Source organism: Pantoea sp. SGAir0184, assembly GCF_043544755.1.
Genome location: NZ_CP028050.1, coordinates 236,031 through 251,268, shown reverse-complemented (window position 1 = coordinate 251,268; position 15,238 = coordinate 236,031). Strand labels below are relative to the sequence as shown.

The following is a 15,238-nucleotide window of genomic DNA, read 5'->3' as shown; positions in this document are numbered from 1 at the left end:
CTGGCGACGTCGATTGCCCGGTGCGCATCAATGCGCGCTCTGTCATGCTTTAGGGGCGCCATTTATGGCGACCTGGACGCCGCGTCCCCGGCTGGCATCCCAGCCTGACGCTTGATCATCCGCAGGGTACAAAGCAGCGCAAATCCCACCAGCAGCGCAGTCAGCAGATAAACCAGCTGTACGCCGGCGAAGCTCATGATAAAGCCCGCGATCGGACCGGTGATGCCGAGCGACAGATCCATAAAAGCGGTATATGTGGCCAGCGCGCTGCCCTGGTTCTGCTGCGGCACCACTTTGACTGCGACCACGCCAATCGCCGGGAACACCAGCGAGAAACCGGCGCCGGTGAGAAAAGCGCCGAACTTCGCCATCCACGGATCGAACGCGCCCGCCACCAGCAGCAGGCCAATCGCCTCGACGGCAAAACACAGGCTGGCGACGCGCAGTCCGCCGAGTTTATTAATGGCATTGGGAAACAGCAGGCGCATGCCGACGAACGCAGCGCTGAACAGCGTCAGCGCGAAGGCGGCACCATCCCAGCCCTGCTCCTGATAAAACAGGGTGATAAAGGTGGCGATCACGCCAAAGCCCGCCGAGCCCATCGCCAGCAGCAGGCCAAAACCGTACACCTTACCGAGCACCGCGCGGAACGGCAGCGGTTTGGCCTTGCTGCCTTTCACCGGCGCACGGGGCAGCGCCAGCACTATCGCCAGCACGCTGATGGCGATAATCACGCTGGAGAGCAGCAGCAGGCCGCCGCTGCGAAAGATCATCACCCCAAGCGGTGCGCCAATCGCCATCGCGCCATAGGTAACAATGCCGTTCCAGGAGATCACCCGGCCAATATGCAGCGAGCCGACTTTCGCCACGCCCCACAGCGAGGTGCCGGTGCCGCAGAAACTCTGCCCGACGCCCAGCAGCACGCGCCCGAGGCATAGCAGCGCGAGGCTGAGCACTTCCTGCTCCTCTATCAGCGCCGACAGCAAAATACACAGTCCGCTCACCAGGCTGCCAAACAGCCCAAGCACCACCACTTTTTTGGGTCCCCAGCTGTCGGCATAGCGACCGGCATGCGGACGGCTCAGCAGCGTGGCGACATATTGCAGGCTGATCACCACGCCGGCCCAGAAAGCGCTGTAGCCCAGGCCGTCATGGACAAAGCCCGGCAGCACCGCCAGCGGCAGGCCAATGGTGAGATAGGTGGCGAAGTTGAACTTCACGATGGAGAGAATCTGTAAATTCAGACGAAAGCGGCTGTATTCGGCCGCGGCGGGCTGGTCAGGCATGAGTGATTGCGCTCGTGTTTGACGGAATTTTTATAGCTGAAGCTTTACTATACGCCTTTTCTCGCCGTGCGCACCGTCGATTAGCGGCGGGCTGATGGCGGTATCTCCGGCGGTGCTTATCGGGTTCGCTTCGCTTACTCCTAAACAAACAATTACTTACTGGCGTTCAACTACACTTTCCACAGCGAACCACCATTCAGGAGAGGGAATGAACGAAAAGCCACAGGAGAAAATTGGCCAGAACATCCTGGTCAAGCTGGCGATGTTAGTGATTATTCTGGCGGGCATTCGTGCCGCGTCGGATATTCTGGTGCCCTTCTTACTCGCCAGCTTCCTGGCGATTGTGCTTAATCCGCTGGTGACCCTGCTGATGCGCCGGGGTCTGCGGCGCGGCGTGGCGATCTCGCTGGTGATCACGGTGATCTTCATTGTGATGCTGCTGCTGGTCGGGGTGCTGGCCAGTTCGGTAAGCGAGTTCAGCGATACCTATCCGCAAATCCGCAGCCTGCTGGAACAGAAGCTGACGGTGCTGCAGCATTTCGCCGCACAGTTTCATATCAATATCTCCACCAGCGCACTGGCGGCACGGCTCGATCCCAATGTGATTATGAACATGGCCACCACGCTGCTGGCGCAGTTCTCCGGTGCCATGACCAATGTGGTGCTGTTGATTCTGACCGTGGTGTTCATGCTGTTTGAGGTGCACCATCTGCCGTACAAATTGCGCAATGCGATGATGAATCCGCAGATCCGCATCGCCGGATTGCACAAGGCGCTGAAGGGCGTCACGCACTATCTGGCACTGAAAACGCTGATCAGCCTGATTACCGGGCTGGCGGTGTGGCTGGTGCTGATGCTGCTGGACGTCAAATTTGCGCTGTTCTGGGGCGTTGTCGCCTTTATCCTCAATTTTATCCCCAATATCGGTCCGATTATCGCCGGTGTGCCGCCGTTTATTCAGGCGCTGGTGCTGAATGATGTGTATGACGCCGTGCTGGTGGCGGCGCTGTTCAGTGCCATTCACATGGTGTTTGGCAATATGCTGGAACCGCGCCTGATGGGACGCGGGCTGGGGCTGTCAACGCTGGTGGTATTTCTGTCGCTGATTTTCTGGGGCTGGCTGCTCGGTCCGGTCGGGATGCTGCTGTCGGTGCCGCTGACCAGCGTCACCAAAATCCTGATGGAAACCACGCCGGGCGGCAGCCGGCTGGCGATAATGCTGGGTAATGGCCGCCCCAAACCGCGCCTGCGCGTCAAAGCTAACCGGCCCGCGTCGCGCCCGTAACGTCTTACCACGCCACGATGCCAGACAATCGGTATTTGCCGATCGTCTGGCAGCTTCCCTGCGCAGTGACGCCACCGCCGTATGGCGTCAGCGCGCATCGCCATGCCTGATGATTCTGGCGCAACATTCTTACTCATCTCGTGCCACAGGCGTTTTCCTGCCGGGAAATGCCAGTAACGGCAAAACATTGTCAATAAACGCAAAGCGCGAACCATAATTGACTTGTATCAGATTGGTGGAAAATCAAAACGCTAACATGCACGGCCGCGGGAAAGTGTTATGCTGCTGACGCCGTAACGCGCTCCCTGAATGCTGCTTAAACCGACCGAGGAAAGTCTGGTGCCTCTGCAAAAACGACAACGCGATTTTGGCTGGCTGTTGATTGTCTGTGCCGGGTTATTACCGCTGGTGCTGGGCATATTTTGCACAGCCATTGAGGCGCGCCATACGGTCAGCCAGCAGCAAATTGCCACCGCCAATGCCCTGCTGACGCAGGCAGAAAAGATGAGCGACAGCGCATGGGACATGGTGACCCGCCTGCGGCAGTACCAGAATCGTCGCTGCGCCGATATTGATGAAGATTTGCAGCGGGCCGGCACCCTTAACGCCTACTTCCGCTCGATTGGTACCCTGCAGGGCAGCGAAATCACCTGCTCGTCGGCTTACGGGCTGCAGCACGACACGCTGGCCGGGATGATGATGCAGCCGCCACCGGTGACCGGCAAAGCCTGGTGGAGCCTGTCGATTCGCGGCACCTCCGGCGTACCGGATCGCCCGGCGGTGATTTTCGTGCGTCACCTGCCGGACAGCAGCGGTTTCTGGGCGGTGATTGATGGCCAGTATCTGATGGACTTCATGCGCGCCATCGGCGAGTCGAACCGTTATCAGATGAGCCTGCGCTTCAACGGCGGCAGCCCCATCGCCAGCGGTCCGGACGACCAGCCAGAGCTGCTGTACCTCAGCAGCGCTAACTATCAGGCGGAGTCCAGCCGCTATCCAATCAGCGTCAGCGTGACGGTACCCGCCGCCGAGCTGATCAAAGCCTGGCGTCAGGCGCTGCTTATTTTTCTGCCGATGGCCGCCATCTTTTCGATATTGCTGATGGTGCTGACCGCCAACTGGCTGCGCCGCCGCCTCTCATGGGCGGATGAAATTCGCCGGGCGATACGCAACCGTGAGTTCACGGTGCACTATCAGCCGGTGTACAGCACCGGGATTCAGCGCTGCACCGGTGCGGAAGCGCTGATGCGCTGGCAGCGGCCTAACGGCGAAATGATCCGTCCGGATATCTTCATCAGCCATGCCGAAGCGGAAGGCATGATCGTGCCGCTGACCCAGCATTTGCTGGCGATGATGGCGGAAGATATCCAGAGCTGGCAGGTTGAACCGGGCTTCCACATTGGCTTTAACCTCGCAGCTGAGCATCTGCAGCACCCCGATTTTGTGCAGGACATGATGCGTTTTGCCCGCAACATCCGTGACAAACAGATGCTGATCACGCTGGAGCTTACCGAGCGCAGCCTGATCGAGGACGGCGACGCGGTGTCGCGCAAGCTGCGCTATCTGCAGTCGCACGGCATGAAGGTGGCGATTGACGACTTCGGCACCGGCCACTGTGCGCTCTCCTATCTGATGACCTTCCCGCTCGATTACCTGAAGATTGACCGCGGCTTTATTAACGCCATTGAAGGACTGGAGATCGAAACCCCGGTGCTGGATGCCATCATCAATCTGTGCCACAAGCTGCAGCTCGAGGTACTGGGTGAAGGGGTAGAAACCGCGTTGCAATTTCAGTATCTGCAGCAGCGTGGCGTGGTGTTTATTCAGGGCTATTATTACGCCCGTCCGATGGACAATAACCAGCTTCGCGCCTGGCTTAATCAGCAGGGGCGCCAACCGCTTCCCGTTGAGGACCACCATGAGCCTGAACTGCATCATTCTTGATGATTATCAAAATGTTGCCCTGTCGCTGGCCGACTGGGCATCGCTGCAACCGCAGGTACAAACTAGCGCGCTGCACCGCCACTACGCCGACGAAGATGAACTGGTCGCTCACATCGCGCACGCCGACATTCTGGTGGTGATGCGCGAACGCACGCCACTCAGCGCCCGGCTGATAGGCCGCCTGCCCAACCTGAAGCTGATTGTCACCTCCGGCATGCGCAATGCCTCAATCGATCTGCACGCCTGTGCCGAACGGCTGATTGCGGTGTGCGGCACCGCCAGTAGCAGCGCGGCGCCGCTGGAGCTGAGCTGGGGGCTGCTGCTCGGTCTGGCACGCCATATTCCGCCGGAGAGCCAGGCGCTGCGCAGCAACGGTGCGTGGCAGCATACGCTGGGCATGGCGCTGCACGGCAAAACCCTCGGCCTGCTTGGGCTGGGCAAGATTGGCGGTGAGATGGCTAACGTGGCGCGCGCCTTTGGCATGCGCGTGTGCGCCTGGAGCCAGAACCTGAGCGAAGCACGCGCAGCGGCGTGCGGCGCAGAGAAGATGGCTTCGCTGCCGGCGCTGCTCAGGGCGAGCGATGTGGTATCGATTCATCTGGTGCTGAGTGAGCGCACCCGTCATCTGCTGGACGGCGCGGCGCTGGCGCACATGAAGCCGGGCGCGCTGCTGATTAACACCTCGCGCGCCGGGATTGTCGATCAGCAGGCGATGATCAGCGCACTGCAGTCTGGTCAGCTGGCGGGCGCCGGGCTGGATGTCTTTGAACAGGAGCCGCTACCGGCCGATCATCCGCTGCGTCAGCTGCCGAACGTGCTCGCGACGCCGCATCTGGGCTACGTCGCCGACACCAATTACCGCACTTACTTCAGCGAGGCGGTGGAAGATATTGCTGGCTGGCTGCACGGCGCGCCGCTGCGCTCGCTGCTTTAAGCCCCCGGCGCGTCGACAGCAACGGGGTTAGCTGTGGCAGTACAGGCGCGGCAGCCCGGCATAATTAATCATCTGGTCGCCATTGGGCAGCTGGTACATCTGGTAATAATCGTTATTGCCCTCGCGCGCTGGCGAAAACACGATCTGCGCCGCCAGCGCGGGCGGTACGGTGTCGTCTGCCAGGATACGTACGTTGCGCGTGGTGCTGAGCATGAAATCGCCCTGGCGGCGCCAGGTGGTATCGGATACGCGATGCAGGCGATAGTGGCGATCGCGTACCGTGACGGTGCCGGTCAGCGTTGAGCTGCCGCTGCCGTCCGCCTTAAAGCGCGTGCGAATAGTGGCATCAATCGCGCCAGCCGGCGCGCCTTCATGATCAATACGATACGGCACTTCACACCACTCCGGTACCGGTTCTGCCGGCCGCAGCAGCAGCGCCAGCGCCCACGGCAGCACAAAGGCCAGCACCACCGCCGTGGTGATTATCGCTTTACGCATCAGGAATCTCCTGCGCTGATACCATCCATGAAATACATTCGTTGTCCTTCTGCGCGATCGGTTTGGCGCACAGGAAGGTGCTGGAAAAGAGTCGGGTGCGCACCGGGTTGATATACACCATCGGCGGCGCTGAGCCATCCGGCAGGCGCGGCTGCCACTGCCGATAGCGGCGCAGCGCGTCCTGCACCACCCACGAATCGGCTTTCAGGTGGCTGGGGATAAACACCTGGCTGTTCTGAATGCGCAGCAGCGGCCGGAAATCCAGCGCATCGTGCTGCACAGGCGCAAACATCTGGCGTGCCAGCAGCGCCAGCGCGACATTCACCAGCAGCAGCGCAACGATTACCCAGCGCAGCACAGGCCGCTTTTTCTTTACGCTGGCCGGCGCGGGCGCAGGTTGCGGACTGACCACCGCTGCCGCTGGCGCAGCCACCGGCTCATCGCTCAGCGGCGCCACATCGACCTGATCGGCCAGCACGCAGCCAATCAGCGGCACCTGATGCACCAGCGGCCCCGGCGCGTGTGCCAGCTGCGCCTGCTGATTGATGGCGGCAATGGTGGCCGTCAGGCGTTCGGCGAACGGAGTGTCGCTGGGGACGCGCTGGAACAGCGCATGCAGGGTCTGGTTGCGCACCAGTTTGCCATCCGCATCAATCACGCGCCGCAGAATAGCGGTTTGCAGCGGCGTCAGTGCCACGCGGTGCGCGGGCGACTGCACCGGGAAGAGGACCTGCTGGTCAACGTCAAAACAGAGACTTTTTGCAAATAAAACAAAGCGTGCCATGCGGCGCCCGATCTCCGGCAGAGAAACTGGCGCAAGTATAGATATTTTCGCTCGCCCGCGCATCTACGCTGCGGCCTGCGTCGCGATTCAGACAATTTTTTTGCCGCGATTGTGGACCAAAACGGCCATAGTTTTAGCCAAAAAATAGCCAGTTATTGGCGGAAACATGACAAATATCACATTTAAACGGTATACTCTGTCGCGGGATGCAATAATTACCTGAGTAATAATTGCTTTGGCAGGCCAGGGAAAAAACCACTTTCACGGCTATGCTTTAATTTTCTCAACGCCGCGGACTGAACGCTCCACCGAGTCCGCAGCGTTGAGGACTTTTTGAATTCCAATACAGGGTAACCTCATGAAATTACGTAGGAAGCGTGTAAAACCTATTGGGCTGGATGACGTCACGATTATCGATGACGCTCGTTTACGTAAGGCCATTACCGCCGCGTCACTCGGTAACGCGATGGAATGGTTCGATTTCGGTGTTTATGGCTTTGTGGCCTACGCGCTGGGTAAAGTGTTCTTCCCGGACGCCTCGCCAGGCGTGCAGATGATTGCCGCGCTCGGGACCTTCTCGGTGCCGTTCCTGATCCGTCCGCTGGGCGGCCTGTTCTTCGGCATGCTGGGCGATAAATATGGTCGCCAGAAAATCCTGTCGATTACCATTGTCATCATGTCGATCAGTACCTTCTGTATCGGCCTGATCCCTTCTTACGCCTCGATTGGCATCTGGGCACCGATACTGCTGCTGCTGGCGAAAATGGCGCAGGGCTTCTCGGTGGGCGGGGAATATACCGGTGCGTCAATCTTTGTCGCCGAATATTCGCCGGACCGTAAGCGCGGTTTCATGGGAAGCTGGCTGGACTTTGGTTCGATTGCCGGCTTCGTGCTGGGCGCGGGCGTGGTGGTGCTGATCTCAACGGTGATTGGCGAGCAGAAATTCCTCGACTGGGGCTGGCGTATTCCGTTCTTCCTCGCGCTGCCGCTGGGCATTATCGGCCTGTATCTGCGTCACGCACTGGAAGAGACGCCAGCGTTCCAGCAGCATGTTGAGAAGCTGGAGCAAGGCGACCGCGAAGGTCTGCGCGACGGCCCGAAAGTGTCGTTTAAAGAGATCGCCAGCAAACACTGGAAAAGCCTGCTGGCCTGTATCGGTCTGGTGCTTGCCACCAACGTGACCTATTACATGCTGCTGACCTACATGCCGAGCTATCTGTCGCATAACCTGCACTACTCGGAAGATCACGGCGTGCTGATTATCATCGCCATCATGATGGGGATGCTGTTTGTGCAGCCGGTGATGGGCATGCTGAGCGACCGCTTCGGCCGTCGTCCGTTCGTGATCGTCGGTAGTATCGCCCTGTTCTTCAGTGCGATTCCGGCCTTTATGCTGATCAACAGTAACGTACTGGGGCTGATTTTTGCCGGTCTGCTGCTGCTGGCGGTGATCCTCAACGCCTTCACCGGCGTGATGGCCTCGTCACTGCCGGCGATGTTCCCGACGCACATTCGCTACAGTGCGCTGGCCAGCGCCTTCAACATCTCGATTCTGATTGCCGGTCTGACGCCAACCGTGACCGCCTGGGCGGTGGAAGCCAGCAACAATCTGTATATGCCGGCTTACTATCTGATGGTGGTGGCGGTGGTCGGTCTGGTGACCGGTCTGTACATGAAAGAGACCGCCAACAAACCGCTGCGCGGCGCGACACCGGCGGCATCGGACCTCGAAGAAGCGCGTGAGATCCTGCAGGAGCATCACGACAATATCGAGCAGAAGATTGAAGATATTGATGAAGAGATCGCCCGCCTTGAGGCGAAGCGGAAAAACCTGGTGCAGCAGCACCCGGACATCAACGAGTAATCTGCCCTTCACTCCCGCCACCTGGCGGGAGTTTTGTTTCTGCGGTTGCCGGGTGCGTGAGAATGTGTGTGCTGCGGTGATGCTTCCAGGTGCGCATCAATGCGCACCCTACGGGTAACGGCGAATAGTGATTCTGCTGATTCCTGATGTGCATCAATGCGTGCCCTGCGAGTGTGCTGCGGGTGATGATTCTGCGGTGGCCTGGTGCGCATGAATGCGTGCCCTGCGGGTAACGGCGGGTTGGGATTCGGCGGTTGCCTGGTGCGCTGTAGGGTCGGCATTCAGGTACGACCGGGCACATGGGTAACAGATCAGACCGGGCACACAGGTAACACTTTTTGTGGTCAGTCGATCCGGATAATACGCTTTTCTGCCCGGTCATAATACGCAAGGATGAGCCTGTCGAAGAGGATGACGTCAATGCCGTCGTCCACTTCCAGGAACCGCACGTACTCGCCCCGTAACGCTGCGCTCAGGAAGGTCCGCCCGTTCAGCCTCAGGTCGCCTTTTTCACCGACTTTGTACAGCTTCGCCCCCTCCGGATAACCCACCTCCGGCACTTTTCCGTTCCATTTCCGCGGTGAAGGCGTCCATATTTTTGCGGGCGGCTGCTGCCCGTGCGCCTCATGCGGCTTTTCCTGATTGAACTCGTTCCGCCATCCGCTGCACCACGCCTGCTGCTCTGGCAGCGAGCCAAAGACGTCGTGATGGCTCATGGCGACCTTCAGCGACCGGTGCATCCGCTCGTGGCGGGCGTTCTGCCCCGGACAGCCCGGCGCGGTTCTTTCCGGCTGTATCCCCAGTTTTATCAGCCACACGCTCAGCTGCGTCAGCGCGAGGATGCCCGGCGCAACGAAGGGCGAGCCGTTGTCGGTGCGGATAACGTCGGGCAGCCCGCCTTCCAGGAAGGCCTTTTCCATGCAGCCGCGCACGAACACCGTGGTCTCCGACGTGCCCGGCTCGCAGGACAGCAGGTAGCGGCTGTGGTTATCGGTGAGCGTGAAGGGGCGGCACCAGCTGCCGTCTTTCAGGCGGAAGCGCCCTTTAAAATCAGCGCTCCAGACGTGGTTATTCCTCACGGGTGTCGTGAGACTGCGCAGGTTGCCCGGCGTTCGCTTACGCGGCGTCCGCGGCTGCACCATTCCCGCCGCCTTCAGCAGGTCGCCGATGGTGCTGGCGGCGGGCACGATGAAGTCAGCGCCGTTGCTGAGGAACCAGTGGCGGATTTTTTTTGGCCCCCAGTCGGGGTGCTGCTGGCGGAACTGAACAAGGCGCGCGGCGATGTCGGGGGCGATTTTATCGGGCTGGAGATGGCGGGCGCGGGAGAGATTTTCAAGCGAGGAGAGCTCGCCGGGGTTAAAGCGGCTGAGCCACTTGTAGCCGGTTTTGCGGCTGATGCCGTGGCGGTGACACAGCTGCGTCATGGATTCCCCGCCTGCCTGGCAGGCGAGGATGAATTCAAGGCGTTGCATGGTAACAGTCTCAGTCCAGGGCATAGTGAGTCTCCTCTGCTATGCCGTTTATAACTGTTACCCATGTGCCCGGTCTAAAGTGTTACCCATGTGGCCGGTTTGTACCTTCATGCCGACCGGCAACAACGCTTGGCAACGACGCCCGGCAACGACGCCCGGCCCGCACCGCACACAATCCTTCATGCTACCCGGCGAAAAGGGGTAAACTGTCGCCACTTTTTTCACCAGCATAAGTTAATCGAGCATGTCTGATTTCAATCTCATTCAGCGCCCAAGAAGACTGCGCAAAAGCGCGTCGATGCGCGAACTGTTCCAGGAATCCCACCTCAGCCTGAACGATCTGGCCCTGCCGATCTTCGTTGAAGAAGGCGTGGATGATTACGTGCCAATCAACGCCATGCCGGGCGTGATGCGCATTCCGGAAAAACGTCTGGCGTACGAAATCGAACGCATCGCCAAAGCCGGTATCCGTTCGGTCATGACCTTCGGTATCTCGCACCACACCGATGCCACCGGCAGCGATGCATGGAACGAAAACGGCCTCGTGGCGCGCATGTCGCGCATCTGCAAAGACACGGTACCGGAAATGATTGTCATGTCCGATACCTGCTTCTGTGAATACACCAGTCACGGCCACTGCGGCGTGCTGTGCGATCACGGCGTCGACAATGACCAGACGCTGATTAACCTCGGCAAACAGGCGGTGGTTGCTGCGCAGGCCGGTGCCGACTTCATCGCGCCGTCAGCAGCAATGGATGGCCAGGTGAAAGCGATTCGCCAGGCGCTGGACGCGGCCGGCTTCACCGATACCGCTATCATGTCCTACTCCACCAAATTCGCCTCGTCGTTCTACGGACCGTTCCGTGAAGCGGCGGGCACCGCGCTGAAAGGCGACCGCAAAACCTATCAGATGAACCCGATGAACCGCCGTGAAGCGATTCGCGAGTCGCTGATTGATGAAGCGGAAGGTGCAGATTCGCTGATGGTCAAACCGGCAGGCGCTTACCTCGATATTCTGCGTGATATCCGCGAGCGCACCACGCTGCCGCTGGCGGCTTACCAGGTGAGCGGTGAGTACGCGATGATCAAATTTGCCGCTCAGGCGGGCGCCATTGATGAACGTAATGTGGTGCTGGAGAGCTTAGGTGCCATTAAGCGTGCCGGTGCAGATCTCATTTTCAGCTATTTCGCCCTTGATCTTGCCGAGCAAAAAGTGCTCTGATCCTCTCGTTACGCTAAACAATCGCGCATTGCCGCGGTTGTTTAGTGCTCTCTGCCCCTGCGCGGGCACGACATCCGGTTTGCTGTAACACATCCATCATTAACAAGAGTTACGCGATGAAAGCACCTGCACTGCCTGCGGACGAATCACAGCGTCTGGCCCAGTTACGTGCGCTCAACATTCTGCACACACCCACAGAAGAGCGTTTTGACCGTTTAACCCGCCTCGCCCGACGTCTGTTTGACGTTCCGGTCGCGATGGTCAGTCTGCTGGAGAATGACTATCAATGGTTTAAATCCAGCGACGGTTTTGATCGGCCAACCACCGCGCGTAACATCTCTTTTTGCGGTCATACCATCCTGCAGGATGAAGTGATGGTGGTCGAGGACGCGCTGGCCGACACGCGCTTCAGCGATAATCCGCTGGTTACCGATGCAGACAATCCGGTGCGTTTCTACGCGGGCTATCCGCTGCGCACGCCGTCCGGCGCCAAAGTCGGTACGCTGTGCATCATCGATAATCATGCGCGCCAGTTTAACGCGGAGGATCTGCACGCGCTGCGCGATCTGGCGGCCATGGCCGAAGCCGAGCTGGTGGCGTTTCAGACCGCGACGTCCGATGAGCTGACGCAAATCACCAACCGGCGCGGCTTTATGACGCTGGGTCAGATGGCGCTGAATGAGTGTCAGCTGAAACAGCTGCCCGCCAGCCTGACGTTTCTCGATCTCGACGGTTTTAAGGCCATCAATGACCGGCATGGCCACCGCGAGGGCGATCGCGCGCTGATGGACTTTGCCGATGCCATGAAGGTGAGTTTTCGCCATGCCGATATCTTTGCCCGGCTCGGCGGCGATGAGTTTGTGGTGCTGCTGAACGGCATTCGTCAGGACGAGGCGGAAGCGACGCTGGCGCGCTTCGCCCACTATCTGCATAAACAGATGCAGGATCTGGAGCGGCGTTACACGCTGCAGTTTTCGTCGGGCATCGTGGAATTTGATCCGCAGCAGCCGCAATCGCTGGAGCAGCTGCTGGAAAGCAGCGACGCACGTATGTACGCCGCCAAGTATCAGAAAAGGCAGCCGCGCAGATAGCCGCTGCGCGGGCATTCACCTTAACGCGCCAGGTCGTCAATCAACGTCTGATTAAACTTCGCTGGCGCTTCCATCTGCGGCGCGTGCCCCATGCCGGGGAACTCGATCAGTCGCGCGCCGGGAATCAGCTGTGCCACCTGTTTGCCCAGCACATTGTAATGGCCGAGCTGCGCTTTCACCGCCGGTGAAGCGATATCGCTGCCAATCGCGGTGGCATCGGCCGTGCCGATCATCAGCGTGGTCGGCACCTTCAGGTCTTTAAACTCGTAATAGACCGGCTGGGTGAAAATCATGTCGTAGATCAGCGCCGAGTTCCACGCCACTTTCTCATGCCCCGGTCCTTTATTCAGCCCGGCCAGCATCTGCACCCATTTGTCATATTCCGGCTTCCACTGGCCGCTGTAATAGGTGTGCTGCTCATATTTCTTAATGCCCGCCGCGTCGAGCTTCAGCTCGCGCTGATACCATTGATCCACCGAGCGCCACGGCGCGCCCTTCGCCTTCCAGTCCTCAAGGCCAATCGGATTGACCAGCACCAGCTTCTGCGTCTGCTGCGGATACATCAGTGCGTAACGCGTCGCCAGCATACCGCCGGTCGAGTGGCCAACGATCACCGCTTTCTCAACGCCGAGCTGCGCTAACAGCTGATGGGTGTTTTGCGCCAGTTGCTGGAAGCTGTACTGATAGCGGGCGGGTTTGGTGGAGGTGCAGAAACCAATCTGATCCGGCGCAATCACGCGATAGCCCTGCTGGCTCAGCGCGTTGATGGTGTCTTCCCAGGTGGCAGCGCAGAAGTTTTTACCGTGCATCAGCACCACTGTCTGACCATTGGCCTGCTGCGCCGGCTTCACGTCCATATAGCCCATGCTGAGCGACTGCTGCTGGGAGGAGAAGGTAAAATGCTGCAGCGGATAAGGATAGTGAAACCCCTCCAGCTGCTCGCCATACACGGCCTCTGCGGCCTGCGCGCTGAGCGTGCCGCACAGCATCGCTGACGTCAGCGCTACGCTCAGTAACGGTTTTAATCGAAAACGAAACGTCATGTGACCTCTTCTGTACAGGGAAAAACCCTCAGTCTGGCACGAAAACCGCCGGTGGATATTGATGCGCCGTGCCGCCGCCCGTCACACCTTTAACTGTTAAGCCGCGCAAAGCGATAATCCATTTGCGTTAATAATAACGGCCGTAATTACGGCAACTATTCAACATCATCACAACATGTCGGCGATTAATTTCACGATAAACAAGACCAGTCTTGATGACAATTAATAAAAAAGCCATTTCCTGATAAAACTTTACGTTACGACAGTGCTTAAAAAGTTTAATTTAATTACACTGTGTCGAGTTATTGGAGGACCATAATGATGCAGCAAAAATACAACCAAGGGGTGATTGATTCGGTGACCGAATGGATTATGGCCAACCTGGATCAACGTTTGAGCATTGATGATATTGCACTGAAATCTGGCTATTCCAAATGGTATTTACAGAAACTGTTTGCCCGTTACCATAACGAAACGCTGGCGCGTTATATTCGCAAAAAGAAACTGATTTGTTGCGTGAATGAGCTGAAATTCAGCCGCACGCCGATTATCAGTCTGGCGGTTAAATACCATTTCGAAAGTCAGCAATCCTTTACCCGCTCGTTTAAACAGGTGATGGGCTGCACGCCGCTATTCTGCCGTAAACGCCAGCTGAGCGATGCTGCCGAAGCCCTGTTGCGCAGCAGTGACGATCCCTGCGCGCTGTGTCGCAAAGTCGGGTTTAATCGCAGCGAGCAGGAAAAACAGGTTGTTAATCCGGTAAGCGAAAATAATGGGAAGTTTCCAGCGCGTATTAGCTGTGCGGTACGTTAATCACGTCTGATATTTTGGGAAAATATTTATAAGCGCGTGAGTAGAAGCGGCGAGATTTATTGCGCTGATGCACAGGTGCACCGTGCCCACTCAGGCATTGCGCAATAAATTGCGCCGCTACGGTACGTGCAAAATGTCATTTCGGTGCCTGTCGACCGCACAGATTGTAGCGGCGCGATTTATCGCGCTGATGTTCCGCCGCACCGTGCCCATCCGGGCATTGCGCAATAAATTGCGCCGCTACGGTACGTGCGAAATATCATCTCGGTGCCTGTCGGCCGCACAGATTGTAGCGGCGCGATTTATCGCGCTGATGTTGAGGTGCACCGTGTCCATTCAGGCATTGCGCAATAAATTGCGCCGCTACGGTACGTGCGAAATATCATTTGGGTGCCTGTTGACCGCACAGATTGTAGCGGCGCGATTTATCGCGCTGATGTTGAGGTGCACCGTGTCCATTCAGGCATTGCGCAATAAATTGCGCCGCTACGGTACGTGCAAAATGTCATTTCGGTGCCTGTCGACCGCACAGATTGTAGCGGCGCGATTTATCGCGCTGATGTTCCGCCGCACCGTGCCTGTCCGGCCGGTGAAACCCTTTTATTCCTCAGCGCACCGGCTGGCCCGGCAGCAGCTTATCTGAAAACAACTGGCGGCAGACAAACGCGTCCTGCCTTGCCTGCTGCTGCTGTTGCGGCGACAAATCCTGCCACACCGTTTGCAGATGCTCCGCCAGCCCGGACTGGAAATGAATCTTCTGCAGCGCGTAATCCGAATTACCGCCTTCAATAATCTGCTGCATCGCCTGTGCGCTGTTATCGCGGCCGTCATGGGTCAGCGTACAAAAAGTCGCGATGTAGTAAGCCTTGTCCTCATCGCTGTAATGCGGCATCAGCCACCAGATCAGCGCACTGATAACCAGCAGCAGCGGCAGCAGGGATTTGATTTTTAACATGGATTTATTGACCAGCTGAAAAAGAAAACGCCGCGATCTTAACAGAT

Annotated in this window: 14 protein-coding genes; 8 read left to right on the top strand and 6 right to left on the bottom strand. The window is 58.4% G+C overall.

Going from position 1 to position 15,238, the window contains the following annotated elements:
• Positions 1–62 precede the first annotated feature (62 nt).
• A complete protein-coding gene (locus C1N60_RS01110) occupies positions 63–1,286 on the bottom strand; it encodes an MFS transporter (protein ID WP_058759329.1) in 1,224 nt (407 codons plus the stop codon).
• A gap of 208 nt (positions 1,287–1,494) precedes the next feature.
• Here C1N60_RS01110 and C1N60_RS01105 point away from each other — a divergent pair, with 208 nt between their 5' ends.
• From C1N60_RS01105 to C1N60_RS01095, 3 genes are all read left to right on the top strand, one after another.
• Positions 1,495–2,571, top strand: coding sequence for an AI-2E family transporter (locus C1N60_RS01105; RefSeq protein WP_348880174.1), 1,077 nt, complete (start codon positions 1,495–1,497; stop codon positions 2,569–2,571).
• Between the two features lie 339 nt (positions 2,572–2,910).
• Positions 2,911–4,515 (top strand): EAL domain-containing protein, encoded by a 1,605-nt coding sequence (locus tag C1N60_RS01100; protein ID WP_058775014.1) that lies wholly within the window; start codon positions 2,911–2,913, stop codon positions 4,513–4,515.
• A complete protein-coding gene (locus tag C1N60_RS01095) occupies positions 4,490–5,449 on the top strand; it encodes a D-2-hydroxyacid dehydrogenase family protein (protein WP_394521293.1) in 960 nt (319 codons plus the stop codon). Before C1N60_RS01100 ends, C1N60_RS01095 begins: the two co-directional genes overlap by 26 nt.
• Positions 5,450–5,476: 27 nt before the next feature.
• Here C1N60_RS01095 and C1N60_RS01090 read toward each other — a convergent pair whose 3' ends face one another.
• Complete coding sequence (locus tag C1N60_RS01090; protein ID WP_021508122.1) at positions 5,477–5,947, bottom strand: hypothetical protein; 471 nt, start codon at positions 5,945–5,947, stop codon at positions 5,477–5,479.
• Positions 5,940–6,731 carry a hypothetical protein gene (locus C1N60_RS01085; RefSeq protein ID WP_058774975.1) on the bottom strand — a complete coding sequence of 264 codons (792 nt, stop codon included), beginning with the start codon at positions 6,729–6,731 and terminating at the stop codon, positions 5,940–5,942. Before C1N60_RS01085 ends, C1N60_RS01090 begins: the two co-directional genes overlap by 8 nt.
• Before the next feature lie 358 nt (positions 6,732–7,089).
• Between C1N60_RS01085 and proP the strand changes: the two genes are divergently transcribed.
• Positions 7,090–8,595 carry a glycine betaine/L-proline transporter ProP gene (gene proP, locus C1N60_RS01080; protein ID WP_264441887.1) on the top strand — a complete coding sequence of 502 codons (1,506 nt, stop codon included), beginning with the start codon at positions 7,090–7,092 and terminating at the stop codon, positions 8,593–8,595.
• A gap of 344 nt (positions 8,596–8,939) precedes the next feature.
• On the opposite strand, the gene C1N60_RS01075 is transcribed toward proP, so the two are convergent.
• Entirely contained in the window at positions 8,940–10,067 is a 1,128-nt protein-coding gene (locus tag C1N60_RS01075) for a DDE-type integrase/transposase/recombinase (protein ID WP_196368259.1), read from the bottom strand.
• Between the two features lie 244 nt (positions 10,068–10,311).
• Here C1N60_RS01075 and hemB point away from each other — a divergent pair, with 244 nt between their 5' ends.
• Both hemB and C1N60_RS01065 read left to right on the top strand, forming a co-directional pair.
• On the top strand, positions 10,312–11,289 hold the full coding sequence (gene hemB / locus C1N60_RS01070) for a porphobilinogen synthase (RefSeq protein ID WP_031279816.1): 978 nt from the start codon (positions 10,312–10,314) through the stop codon (positions 11,287–11,289).
• Between the two features lie 116 nt (positions 11,290–11,405).
• Positions 11,406–12,380 carry a GGDEF domain-containing protein gene (locus C1N60_RS01065; RefSeq protein WP_211726996.1) on the top strand — a complete coding sequence of 325 codons (975 nt, stop codon included), beginning with the start codon at positions 11,406–11,408 and terminating at the stop codon, positions 12,378–12,380.
• A 20-nt stretch (positions 12,381–12,400) separates the two neighbouring features.
• Here C1N60_RS01065 and C1N60_RS01060 read toward each other — a convergent pair whose 3' ends face one another.
• The gene (locus C1N60_RS01060; protein WP_394521292.1) at positions 12,401–13,423 is read right to left on the bottom strand and encodes an alpha/beta fold hydrolase; all 1,023 of its coding nucleotides are present in this window, start codon (positions 13,421–13,423) and stop codon (positions 12,401–12,403) included.
• 318 nt (positions 13,424–13,741) lie between these two features.
• Between C1N60_RS01060 and C1N60_RS01055 the strand changes: the two genes are divergently transcribed.
• Together C1N60_RS01055 and C1N60_RS01050 are read left to right on the top strand one after the other, a co-directional pair.
• Entirely contained in the window at positions 13,742–14,236 is a 495-nt protein-coding gene (locus C1N60_RS01055) for a helix-turn-helix domain-containing protein (RefSeq protein ID WP_058759336.1), read from the top strand.
• Between the two features lie 82 nt (positions 14,237–14,318).
• Positions 14,319–14,879 (top strand): hypothetical protein, encoded by a 561-nt coding sequence (locus C1N60_RS01050; protein ID WP_394521291.1) that lies wholly within the window; start codon positions 14,319–14,321, stop codon positions 14,877–14,879.
• On the opposite strand, the gene C1N60_RS01045 is transcribed toward C1N60_RS01050, so the two are convergent.
• Entirely contained in the window at positions 14,844–15,191 is a 348-nt protein-coding gene (locus C1N60_RS01045) for a hypothetical protein (RefSeq protein WP_394521290.1), read from the bottom strand. The two genes, C1N60_RS01050 and C1N60_RS01045, sit on opposite strands and share 36 nt — an antisense overlap.
• Positions 15,192–15,238: the final 47 nt, after the last annotated feature.

Coding starts and splice junctions, on each gene's coding strand:
- C1N60_RS01065 (WP_211726996.1), top strand. CDS start 11,406: ATGAAAGCACCTGCACTGCCTGCGGACGAATCACAGCGTCTGGCCCAG.
- proP (WP_264441887.1), top strand. CDS start 7,090: ATGAAATTACGTAGGAAGCGTGTAAAACCTATTGGGCTGGATGACGTC.
- C1N60_RS01060 (WP_394521292.1), bottom strand. CDS start 13,423: ATGACGTTTCGTTTTCGATTAAAACCGTTACTGAGCGTAGCGCTGACG.
- C1N60_RS01045 (WP_394521290.1), bottom strand. CDS start 15,191: ATGTTAAAAATCAAATCCCTGCTGCCGCTGCTGCTGGTTATCAGTGCG.
- hemB (WP_031279816.1), top strand. CDS start 10,312: ATGTCTGATTTCAATCTCATTCAGCGCCCAAGAAGACTGCGCAAAAGC.
- C1N60_RS01110 (WP_058759329.1), bottom strand. CDS start 1,286: ATGCCTGACCAGCCCGCCGCGGCCGAATACAGCCGCTTTCGTCTGAAT.
- C1N60_RS01055 (WP_058759336.1), top strand. CDS start 13,742: ATGATGCAGCAAAAATACAACCAAGGGGTGATTGATTCGGTGACCGAA.
- C1N60_RS01090 (WP_021508122.1), bottom strand. CDS start 5,947: ATGCGTAAAGCGATAATCACCACGGCGGTGGTGCTGGCCTTTGTGCTG.
- C1N60_RS01095 (WP_394521293.1), top strand. CDS start 4,490: ATGAGCCTGAACTGCATCATTCTTGATGATTATCAAAATGTTGCCCTG.
- C1N60_RS01105 (WP_348880174.1), top strand. CDS start 1,495: ATGAACGAAAAGCCACAGGAGAAAATTGGCCAGAACATCCTGGTCAAG.
- C1N60_RS01075 (WP_196368259.1), bottom strand. CDS start 10,067: ATGCAACGCCTTGAATTCATCCTCGCCTGCCAGGCAGGCGGGGAATCC.
- C1N60_RS01085 (WP_058774975.1), bottom strand. CDS start 6,731: ATGGCACGCTTTGTTTTATTTGCAAAAAGTCTCTGTTTTGACGTTGAC.